The organism is Actinomadura fibrosa (genome assembly GCF_900659615.1).
Classification (GTDB): Bacteria; Actinomycetota; Actinomycetes; order Streptosporangiales; family Streptosporangiaceae; genus Spirillospora; species Spirillospora fibrosa.
The window spans coordinates 1-9991 of the sequence record NZ_CAACUY010000289.1 but is presented as its reverse complement, the minus strand read 5'-3'; the positions used below and the strand labels follow the sequence as shown (position 1 = coordinate 9991).

Annotated in this window: 10 protein-coding genes; 4 read left to right on the top strand and 6 right to left on the bottom strand. The window is 73.1% G+C overall.

Going from position 1 to position 9991, the window contains the following annotated elements; genetic code table 11:
• The 3 genes from E1300_RS43190 to E1300_RS43180 form a co-directional block, all read right to left on the bottom strand.
• Window positions 1-850: lipid II flippase MurJ (locus E1300_RS43190; RefSeq protein ID WP_278045429.1), on the bottom strand; the 850-nt coding region annotated here is incomplete at its 3' end.
• Window positions 847-2286, bottom strand: coding sequence for an O-antigen ligase family protein (locus E1300_RS43185; protein ID WP_131763073.1), 1440 nt, complete (start codon window positions 2284-2286; stop codon window positions 847-849). The genes E1300_RS43190 and E1300_RS43185, both read right to left, overlap by 4 nt.
• Complete coding sequence (locus E1300_RS43180) at window positions 2283-3800, bottom strand: sugar transferase (protein ID WP_207400291.1); 1518 nt, start codon at window positions 3798-3800, stop codon at window positions 2283-2285. The genes E1300_RS43185 and E1300_RS43180 overlap by 4 nt, the downstream gene beginning before the upstream one ends.
• A 456-nt stretch (window positions 3801-4256) precedes the next feature.
• Between E1300_RS43180 and E1300_RS43175 the strand changes: the two genes are divergently transcribed.
• The 3 genes from E1300_RS43175 to E1300_RS43165 all read left to right on the top strand — a co-directional run bounded on the left by E1300_RS43175 (window position 4257) and on the right by E1300_RS43165 (window position 6623).
• The gene (locus E1300_RS43175; RefSeq protein ID WP_131763072.1) at window positions 4257-4574 is read left to right on the top strand and encodes a hypothetical protein; all 318 of its coding nucleotides are present in this window, start codon (window positions 4257-4259) and stop codon (window positions 4572-4574) included.
• A 280-nt stretch (window positions 4575-4854) separates the two neighbouring features.
• On the top strand, window positions 4855-5127 hold the full coding sequence (locus E1300_RS43170) for a hypothetical protein (RefSeq protein WP_131763071.1): 273 nt from the start codon (window positions 4855-4857) through the stop codon (window positions 5125-5127).
• Between the two features lie 260 nt (window positions 5128-5387).
• On the top strand, window positions 5388-6623 hold the full coding sequence (locus E1300_RS43165; protein ID WP_242619767.1) for a L,D-transpeptidase: 1236 nt from the start codon (window positions 5388-5390) through the stop codon (window positions 6621-6623).
• A 15-nt stretch (window positions 6624-6638) separates the two neighbouring features.
• Here E1300_RS43165 and E1300_RS43160 read toward each other — a convergent pair whose 3' ends face one another.
• Complete coding sequence (locus E1300_RS43160; protein ID WP_131763070.1) at window positions 6639-7034, bottom strand: PPOX class F420-dependent oxidoreductase; 396 nt, start codon at window positions 7032-7034, stop codon at window positions 6639-6641.
• An 83-nt stretch (window positions 7035-7117) separates the two neighbouring features.
• On the opposite strand from E1300_RS43160, the gene E1300_RS43155 reads away from it, so the two are divergent.
• Entirely contained in the window at window positions 7118-7498 is a 381-nt protein-coding gene (locus tag E1300_RS43155; protein ID WP_131763069.1) for a winged helix-turn-helix transcriptional regulator, read from the top strand.
• 28 nt (window positions 7499-7526) lie between these two features.
• On the opposite strand, the gene E1300_RS43150 is transcribed toward E1300_RS43155, so the two are convergent.
• Together E1300_RS43150 and E1300_RS43145 are read right to left on the bottom strand one after the other, a co-directional pair.
• Window positions 7527-9248: an FAD-dependent oxidoreductase gene (locus E1300_RS43150; protein WP_131763068.1), complete on the bottom strand. Its 1722-nt coding sequence runs from the start codon at window positions 9246-9248 to the stop codon at window positions 7527-7529.
• Window positions 9249-9367: 119 nt separating this feature from the next.
• Window positions 9368-9991, bottom strand: a 624-nt coding sequence (locus tag E1300_RS43145; RefSeq protein WP_131763067.1) for a helix-turn-helix domain-containing protein, incomplete at its 5' end; no start/stop codon positions are given.

Below are 9991 nucleotides of genomic sequence, written 5' to 3'. Positions count from 1 at the left end.
CGGTCGCACCGCCCGGGCTGACCACGCCGCCCGGGCTGACCGCGCCGCCCGAACTGCTCGCGCCGCCCGGGCCGGTCGCGCCGTCCCGGCTGGTCTCGCCGCCCGGGCCGGTCGCGGGGGGTGGCTTCGCGGTTGCGCGTTCGGCTCGCACTTTGGCACGGCTTCCGGATCCGCGCAGGCAGCTCGTGAAGGCCGGGGCCTGCACCGCGACCATGAGCAGGCTGCCGCAGGCGACGCCGATCGCCGCGCTCGTGATGCCGGTCGTCCCGGCGAGCCCGGCGATCAGCGCGAGGATGCCGACGTTGTAGGCGAGGTAGATGGCCGCCGGGGGCCCGAACCGGTGGTGGGCGCGCAGCGTCGCGCTCATGAACCCCGCGACGCCGAACGTCAGCACGGTCAGCGCGGTCAGGCGGACGCACTCGACCGCGGGCCCCGGCTCGGTCAGTCCCGGGGCGAGCACGCCCACGAGGACGGGCGCGCCGGCGGCGAGCGTCAGCGCGACGAGCGCGAGGACGCCCGCCATGCGCGGCAGCGTGGTCGCGACGAACGCGCGGAGCCCGTCCTCCCGCCGCAGCAGCCGGGTGACGGCGGGGACCATGAGCAGCGCCATGGCGTCCTCGATGAGCAGCGGCGAGACCGACTCGGGGATCGTCCAGGCGACGAGGAACGCGTCCGTGCTGCCGCTGGCGCCGAACAGGTGGGCCATCGCGAGGTCGCGCAGGAACCCGAGCGCGGTGCCGCCGCCGATCAGCACGCCCGACAGGACGGCGGCGCGGCCCACCGAACCGCGGGCGCTCGCGGTGTCGCCGCGGGTGCTCGCGGCGTCGTCGCAGGCGTCCGCGGCCGTCACGCGGGCTCCGCTCCGTGCCGTCCCGCGGGCTCCGCTCCGTGCCGTCCCGCGCCGCGCCACCACGGCGCGCGCCGCCCCGAACCCGGCCGATCCGCCGCGGGACGGTCCGGTGCCGCCTCGTGCAGGCCGAACGCGCGGGCCGCCGAGATCCCGATGAGCACGGCGGTGAGGACGCACGTGGGCCCGCCCATGTCGGCGTACAGGAAGTTGGTCAGCAGGAAGGTCATGAAGCCGGCGGCGACCAGCCAGAACGGGTCCCGGACGCGGCGCCGCGTCCACAGCCCGGCCAGGATCGCGGCGAACAGCGCGGCGAACCCGGCGAAGCCCGCCGCGCCCTGCTCGGACAGGACGAGCAGGTACTGGTTGTGCGGCGACAGCAGCGGCTGCCGGACGTAGCCGTTGACCGGGTCCTCGGTCTCGCTGCCCGACGACAGCTCGATGGAGGCGTAGGTGTCGCGGTAGGCCGGGAAGTTCTTCACGCCGACGCCGGTGCCGGGATGGTCCTCCCAGATCCGCAGCGCCGCGGCCCACAGGTTGTACCGGTCGCTCACGGACTGGTCGGGGGCGTGCGCGGACGCGGCGATCGACCGCGTCCGGGCGAGGACGGCCTGCGCGCCGCCACCGCCGCCGAGCGCGGTGACCGCCACGAGCAGCAGCGCCGCGCCGCACACCAGCGTCCGCAGCGCGACCCACCGGTCGAACAGCACCAGCACGACCGCGACGGCGGCGCCGAGCGCGAGCCAGCTTCCCCGGCTGAGCGCGAGCAGCAGCCCCGCCGCGAGGACGGCGAGGCCCGCCAGCGCGGCGAGCACCGCCACCGGCCCGCGGGACGGCGCGGCCAGCGCGAGCGCGGTGAGCACGAGGAACGCGAAGCCGGTGACGACGGCCATGGCCATCACGTCCACGGCGCCGAACGTCCCGACCGCGCGGATCGTCTGGCCGCCGATCGACGCCCCGTTCCGGGTGCCCGCCTGCCAGATCCCGTAGCAGGCCTCGCCGAGGCCGAGGGCGAGCACCGCGGCGCAGACGATCGCCAGGTCCCGCCGCTCCCGGACGAGCAGGACGACGGCCAGCGGCACCAGCACGAAGATCTGCGCGTCCCGGAGGAACCCGGGCATGCTCGCCGCGATGTCGGCGGAGCAGACCGTCGTCAGGCCGAGCGCCGCCGTCAACGGGCCGAACGCGAGCAGCGCCTGACGCGGCAGGTCCAGCCTCCGCGTGACCAGCAGGAACGCGGCCGCGGCGACCAGCAGGGCGCTCGCGCAGTCGCCGGCGGTGATCTGGACCCCGGACTCGGACGCGGGCCGGTCCGGGGGCACGCCGACGCACAGGACGGTCGCGGCGACCAGCCAGCCCGGCCGGCGCAGCAGGTCCAGCCGCTCGGCGGCCCGGTGCGTGCCGCGCGGCGTCCGGAGCGGGACGGAGGCGGCGGTCACGTGGCGTCCCCGCCGAGCACGGCCCGCACGGTCAGCAGCAGGATCCGCAGGTCCGCGCCGAACGACCAGTGGTCGATGTAGTGGTTGTCGAGCCGCGCCCGCAGCTCGATGGACGTGTCGCCGCGGAACCCGTGGACCTGCGCCCACCCGGTCATGCCCACCGGCACCCGGTGCCGCAGCATGTAGCCGGGGCAGGTGCGGGAGAACTGCTCGACGAAGTGCGGCCGCTCGGGCCGCGGCCCGACGAGGCTCATGTCGCCGCGGACGACGTTCCACAGCTGCGGCAGCTCGTCCAGCGACGACCGCCGCAGGAACCGCCCCACCGGCCCCACCCGGTGGTCGCCCTCGACCGTCCAGCGGGTGTCGGCCTCCTCCTCGTCCGCGGGCTTCAGCGTCCGGAACTTCAGCAGGACGAACTCCTCGCCGCCGAGCCCGATCCGCCGCTGCCGGAACAGCACGCCCGGCCCCCCTTCGGCCCGCACCGCGAGCGCGCAGGCGGCGAGCACCGGCGCGGTCAGCACCAGCAGCAGGGAGGCGACGACGAGGTCGAGGAGCCGCTTGGCGGTCCGCGCCCCGGCCTCGCGGAACCGCCAGTCCACCCGGGCGCACGGCAGCCCGGCGAGGTACTCGCGCCGCGCCGCCGCCACCGGCACGACGTCGGAGGGCGGCTGGACGAGGAGCGTCTCGCAGGCCAGGCCGAACGACACGCGGAGCACGGCGTCCAGGCGGCCGGGGTGGACGCCCTCCGCGACGACCACGACCGTGTCGATGCCGTGGTCCTCGACGATCGCGGGCAGGTCCGAGGCGTCCCCGAGGACGGGCAGGCCCGCGGAGCCCGGCGCCTTCCCGGCGACCGCCTGGCCCGCCGGCGCGAGCCCGAGCTCGCCGCGCGTCCGCAGGACGTCCACGACGTGGTCCGCGGTGGGGCCCGTCCCGACGACGAGGGTGGCGCGGGACCGGCAGCGCCGGCAGCGGTAGATCCGGACGGCCGCGTTCCCGAACGCGCGGACGCCGAGCGACAGCGCGCCGGCCGGCACCGCGATCCACAGCCACGCGGCGCCGTCCGGGACGGGCCCGCTCCCCGGGATCCGCGCCGGCAGCAGCCCCGGCAGCAGCGCGGTGACGAGCAGGCCGACGAACAGCGTCCGGCTGACGACGGGCCGCAGGTCGGCGAGCACGGAGGGGCTGCGGCGCACCCGGTACAGGCCGCCGGCCGCGTTGAGCCCGACGACGGTGACGGCCGCGACGGCGGGCAGGGCGCCGTCCGGGCGGCCCCCGTCCGCCACCGGCACGCCCTGCGACGCGGCGGCCACCGCGGACGCCATCGCCCAGCCGTCGGCCACGGCGAGGCACGCCGGGTACAGCGCGGCCAGGATCCGGAGCCGCCCCGCGCCCGGCCGGCGCGGGGCGAGGGACATCGCGTGCGGCAGCGGCGGCGCGCTGCCGCCGGGGCGGGAGAGGTCCGGGCGGGGCGCCGTGGAGTCGATGGAGGGACTCAGCCCCTGGGCTCTCATCTCGCCTGTCCCTCCAAAGACAAGAACTCACCGGGAAGTCACTTTGCGGAGCCGCCACGCTTTCCCGCCCCGAATACCGGAGTGAGGCCGCACGACCGGCACGGTCCAGCATCGCAGCGCACCGAACCCCGGATCGCCGCTTTTAACGAGAGCCTCCCCATCCTTGAATAGAAGATCGACACCGTCGCCTGAAGGGTCCGCGAGACGACAACGGGAGGTCCATCGAACGGTGTCGCAGTGGACGCGATAGGCTCCATTCGCGGACGCATTCAAGCCCGGGCCAGTTTTCCTCGCGCGGTTAATAGGCGCGCAATCTTCCCGCCAAATCAGCGATTCCGGCCGACACGGAGCGTGCACGGACGATCACTGCCGTGCTACTTGTGATCTCAGTCCTGCGGATTCACAAGGACCGCAGGTCGGATCCGATTACTGCGCGAGAGCCCAGGAGGGGCATACATGATGAAGCGACTGGCAGCGGCAGGGTTCCTGAGCCTGGCCATCGGCGGCGCCGCACTGAGCGCCACGCCGGCCATGGCGGGCGAGGACCCCACGACCTCGCAGATCGTGGGGGTGCAGACCTGCCGCAGCGTCGACATCGCCGCCGTCATCGGCGTCGCCATCCACAACATCCTCGGCGTCGACCACGAGCAGGGCGACTGCGCCAACGGCTCGACCACCGACTCCGGGAACGGGCACGCCAACGGCAACGGCAGCGGCAACGGCTGGAGCCACGACCACCACGGCGGCGGCAAGTTCGACAAGTACAACCACTGACCTGCCGGTAGATAACGGGAGGGGCCGCGTGACCGGCCCCTCCCGTTCCGCTGCGCCGCGGTGGGCCCCACCGATTCCCACCGCGGCACCGCGCCGCGCACAGCACTTCCGCGTCAACATCATCGGCTGGTTTTCTTTCCGCCAAATCCTGCGACACGACCACCGCGGAATCGTGCACCACTGATCACCGCCGTGCTACTTGTTTTGCCCGTCCCGCGGATTCGGCAGCGAACCGCGGGTCGGATCCGACCACCATGCGACAAACCCAGGAGGGACGAACATGATGAAGCGTCTGGCAGCGACGGGTCTCCTCACCCTCGCCATCGGCGGCACCGCGCTCAACGCCACCCCCGCCATGGCGGGCGAGGACCCCCAGACCAACCAGGTCGTCGGCGCGCAGCTCTGCCGCAGCCTCGACGTCGCGGTGGTCATCGCCGTGGCCGTGCACAACATCCTCGGGATCGACAAGGAGCAGGGCGACTGCGCCAACGGCTCCACCACCGACAGCAACAACGGCCACAGCAACCTCAACGGCAGCCTCAACCACCACTGACGCACCGGGACTTCGGGGGAGGGGCCGCCGCGGGCGGCCCCTCCCCCGCCGCGTTCCGGCGGGACCCGGGCCGGCCTGGGCCGAGAAGATCCCGAGAACCGCCCACCCCCGGTGAACTTCCCGGGCAACATGGACGTCAGATGTGATCGGACGCGAAAACCGCCCGGACCCCTCCATGGGCCGGGAATAAGGGCCGTTCCGTAAGCGATCTTGTTGCGGGCCCCGCGCTGCGCGGGCCGGTGGGCTGGTGAAGGAGAACGGTGCGAGGTAAGGCTCTGGTCATGGCGCTGGTCCTTGGGCTGGCGACGGCGTGCGGCGGCAGTGACGGCAGCGGCGGGACGACCGCCTCGGGCGGCGACGACGGCACCCCCAAGGTGACGATCACCCCGGCGAACGGCGACGCCAAGGCCCGCCCCGACGCCGGCGTGACGGTCACCGCGGCCGGTGGGACGCTCGGCCAGGTCTCGGTGAGGCTGAAGGGCGCCGAGGTGCCCGGCAAGCTGTCCGCCGACAAGAGGAGCTGGCGCTCCGCCTGGACGCTCGTGCCCGGCGGCTCGTACCAGGTGTCGGCCACGGCGACGTCCCCGAAGGGCAAGAACACCACCGCCACGAGCGCCTTCCGCACCTCCAAGGCCGTCGCGGCGACGACCGTCAACAACGTCGTCCCGAGCGCGAACGAGACGGTCGGCACCGGAATGCCGATCTTCATCCAGTTCAACAAGGCCGTTCCCGAGAAGGCGCGCCCGGCGGTCGAGCGCGCCATCGAGATCTCCTCGACCACGCCCACCGAGGGCGCCTGGCGCTGGCTCAGCGCCGGCGAGTCGTTCAACGGCCTCCCGTCCGTGGTGTTCCGGCCGAAGCGCCCGTGGGCGCCGCACCAGAAGGTGTCCGTCACCGTCCACTACGCGGGCCTGAAGATCGGCGACAGCGTCTTCGGCGACAAGGACGTCACCCGCAAGTTCAGGATCGGCGACTCGCACACGGTCAGCATCAGCGCCAAGACCCACCGCGCCGTCGTGAAGAAGAACGGCCGCACCGTCCGCACCTGGGGCGTCAGCCTCGGCGCCGGCGGCGACGTCCAGGCCGACGGCGTCGACCACCTCCTCACCACCAGCGGCGTCCACCTCACGATGGACCGCAGCCGCCTGGAGCGCATGCGCCCGCCCGGCAAGAAGAAGGGCGACCCGGGCTGGTACGACGAGCAGGTGCCGTGGGCCACCCGCATCTCCAACAGCGGCGAGTACATCCACCAGAACATGGACGACCCGTCCTGCCTCGGGAACCGCAACTGCAGCCACGGCTGCGTCCGCTCGCCCGCCAACGACGCCCAGTGGTTCTTCGGCTGGGCCTACCGCGGCGACCTGGTCACCATCACCGGCACCAAGCGGAACCTCGACTGGACGAACGGCTGGGGCTACTGGCAGATGCCGTTCGCCAAGTGGGCCAAGGGCAGCGTCCTCGGCCGCACCGTCACCACGACCCAGCAGCAGGCCTGACCCTCGCCGGGCGTCTCAGGCCGAGAAGCCCCGGACCTTGTGCGGGACGACGCGGACGGCCACGCGGACCACGCCGTCGGGGTCGGGCGGCGGGTCCTCGCCCAGGTACTTGTGGGACACCGCGAGCTGGACGGCGCGGTCGTGGTCCTCAACGACCTCCGCCACGCCACGCAACTCCAACGTCCGGTAGGGGTTTGCGGCGTCGACGACGGTCAGGCTGACGCGGGGATCCCGGACGAGATTGCGGGTCTTCTGCCGGCCGGTGGTGCTGGAGAACAGCACCGTGTCGCCGTCGCGCAGGACCCACACCACGGAGGTCTGCGGGCCGCCGCCGGGGTCGAGGGTCGCCACCGTCGCGAAGTTCCTGCCGTCGAGTAATTCCCGCGCGGCTTCGTCCAGAGTGATCGGCATGGCCGTCTGACCTCCAAAGGGACACGACTTGTTACGGTGTTCATGATCTGTGACCGCGGCACGGGGCGGAAGAGGGCACATTCATGTCACAGCGGAACGAGTGTGTTACCGGCGACGTCGGCGGCGGGGAGGCGTGCAGCCTCATGGAGGCGCTCGGCCGGGTGAGCGGAAAGTGGAGCATCGGCGTCCTGATGGAGACGACCCGCGGGCCGGTGCGCTTCACCGAACTGGAACGCGCGCTCTCGGGCGTCAGCCGGCGGATGCTGACGCTGACCCTGCGCGGTCTTGAGCGCGACGGCCTGCTGGTGCGCACCGTGTATCCGACCGTGCCTCCCAGGGTCGAGTACGTCGCCACCGAAATGGCGCGCGAACTGTACGACCATCTGCTCGGCCTGACCGAGTGGGCCGAACGCCACCGGGCCGACATCGCCCGCGCCCGTGACGCCTACGACAACGCCACGTGATGACGCTCCGGCGCTTTCGCGGCGCCGGTCAGAGCAGTCTCAGGGCGCCTGGGGCGGATGCGGGGACAGCGGGGGCGTGGGGAGCGACCGGGGTGACTCGTTCGTAGGCGCTGCCTGGGGCGGGGCGCGGGTCCTTCTCGCCGCGGTTGGGCCAGAAGGCCATGGCGCGTTCGGCCTGGGCGGTGATCGTGAGGGACGGGTTGACGCCGAGGTTCGCGGTGACGGCCGAGCCGTCCACGATGTGGAGGCCGGGGTGGCCGTGGACGCGGTGGTAGGGGTCGATGACGCCGGTCTCGGCGGACTCGCCGATGACGCAGCCGCCGATGAAGTGGGCGGTGGTCGGGATGTTGAAGAGGTCGAACCAGGTTCCGCCGGGGGTGGCGTCGAGCTCCTCGGCGAGGAGCCGGACGGTCTTGTGGGCGATGGGGATCCAGGTGGGGTTCGGCTCGCCTTCGCCTTGCCGGGCTGTGAGGCGGCGGCGGCCGAGGCGGCCGCGCCGCTCGGTGACGGTGATGGAGTTGTCGGCGGTCTGCATGACGAGGGCGATGACGGTCCGCTTGGCCCAGTCCTTGAGGGAGAGGCCGCGGAGGATGATCGTGGGGTGCCGGGCGGCCTGGCCGAGGAACTTCGCCCAGCGGGGCGGTCCGCCGCCGTCCGGCCCGGCGCCGTCGATCAGGAGGGTGCGGATGAAGCCCATGAGGTCGTTGCCGGCGCCGTAGCGGGTGGGCTCGATGTGGGTCTTGTCGTCGGGGTGGAAGGACGACGTGATGGCCAGGCCGGTGCTGTGGTCGACGTCCTTCTTGCGGTGCCATACCGTCATCCGCTCGACGCCGAGGAGCGCTTCGGAGTTGGTGCGGGTCAGCTCGCCGAGGCGGGGTGAGAGGCGGGGAAGGCGGCCGGTGGCGCGCATGCGGTGCAGGAGCCGCTGGGTTCCGTAGGTTCCCGCGGCCAGGACGACCTGTTCGGCGGTCAGGGTCCGGCGGCGCTTCAGCAGTGTCGCGGTGCCCTCCACGCGGACGTCGTAGCCGCCCGAGGCGCGGGCCGTGATCTCCGTGACGGTCGTGTCGGGGATGACCTTCGCTCCGGCCCGCTCGGCGAGGTGGAGGTAGTTCTTGGTGAGCATGTTCTTGGCGCCGACCCGGCAGCCGATCATGCAGGAGCCGCAGGCGTTGCAGGTGGTCCGGCGGGGGCCCGCGCCGCCGAAGTAGGGGTCGTCGTGCTCCTCGCCCGGCCGCTCGCCGAAGAAGACGCCGACGGGGGTGGGGTGGAAGGTGTCGCCGGCGCCCATGCGCTCGGCGACCTTCCGCATCGCCTCGTCGGCGGGGGTGACGAGCGGGTTGACGGTGACGCCGAGCATCCGGCGGGCCTGGTCGTAGTAGGGCTTGAGCTCGTCCTGCCAGTCGGTGATGTGGCCCCACTGGCGGTCGGTGAAGAACGGGCGGGGCGGCTCGTACAGCGTGTTGGCGTAGACGAGGGAGCCGCCGCCGACGCCCGCGCCCGCGAGGACGAGCACGCCCGCGCGCCCGCCGACGAGGTGCATCCGCTGGATGCCGCGGAGGCCGAGCCGGGGCGCCCACAGGTACTTGCGGAGCCGCCAGGACGTCTTCGGCAGCGTGTCCTCGTCGTAGCGGCGGCCGGCCTCCAGGACCGCGACGCGGTACCCCTTCTCCGCCAGCCGCAGCGCCGCCACGCTGCCGCCGAATCCGGATCCGACCACGAGCACGTCGTAGTCGAAAGCGCCACCGGGCATCGTCCACCATCCTCGCCGCGGGATTACCGGCGTCGACTATCGCGTTCCGTTCCGCCGCGCACCAGATGCGCGGTGCATCGGTTGCGGGAGCCGATTGTCATCGGGGTGACAATCGGCGGTCAGTGCGCGTCCTGACGGGTCGGGTGCCGCCGGACGCCGCCGTGGACGAGCCGCGCGTGCAGGATCAGTTCCATTTCCAGGCACCGCCGCGGGTCCCGCAGATCCTCGCCGAAGAGGTCCTGCAAATGGCGGAGCCGATAACGGACGGTCTGCGGGTGGACACGCAGGCGCCGGCTCGCGTCGGCCGCGTTGAAATTGTGCTCCAGCAATGCCAGCAGCGTTTCGGCGAGCCTTTCCCGACGGGCGGGCGGAACGGCGCTGAGCGGTGCGAGCCGGGTCGCGGCGGCGTCGTCGATCAGTTCCTCGGCGCGGGAGATGACGAGGGCGGGCACGTGCTCGGCGCTGCGGATCAGCCCGGCGTCGGAGATGACGCCGCGGACGGCGAGGCTCAGCGTCTCCCGCGCCCACCGCAGCGAGTCGGCGGCGCGCGCGACGGGCACGGTCGGGCCGATGGCGACCACCCAGTCGCGCAGCAGCGCGTCGGGGAGGTCCGCGCGGCCGGTCGCGGACGGGTCCGGGTCCGGGACGATGCGCGGCGTCCTGCGGGCCGGGGTAGGGCTGCGGGCGGCGCTCGGCGTGGCCCTCGCCGCGGACACCGTGTCGATCGCCGTCATGGAACTGCT

Excerpts from the sequence above, each read along its gene's own strand:
- E1300_RS43180 (WP_207400291.1), bottom strand. The coding sequence starts at position 3,800 with ATGAGAGCCCAGGGGCTGAGTCCCTCCATCGACTCCACGGCGCCCCGC.
- E1300_RS43155 (WP_131763069.1), top strand. The coding sequence starts at position 7,118 with ATGTCACAGCGGAACGAGTGTGTTACCGGCGACGTCGGCGGCGGGGAG.
- E1300_RS43175 (WP_131763072.1), top strand. The coding sequence starts at position 4,257 with ATGATGAAGCGACTGGCAGCGGCAGGGTTCCTGAGCCTGGCCATCGGC.
- E1300_RS43150 (WP_131763068.1), bottom strand. The coding sequence starts at position 9,248 with ATGCCCGGTGGCGCTTTCGACTACGACGTGCTCGTGGTCGGATCCGGA.
- E1300_RS43160 (WP_131763070.1), bottom strand. The coding sequence starts at position 7,034 with ATGCCGATCACTCTGGACGAAGCCGCGCGGGAATTACTCGACGGCAGG.
- E1300_RS43170 (WP_131763071.1), top strand. The coding sequence starts at position 4,855 with ATGATGAAGCGTCTGGCAGCGACGGGTCTCCTCACCCTCGCCATCGGC.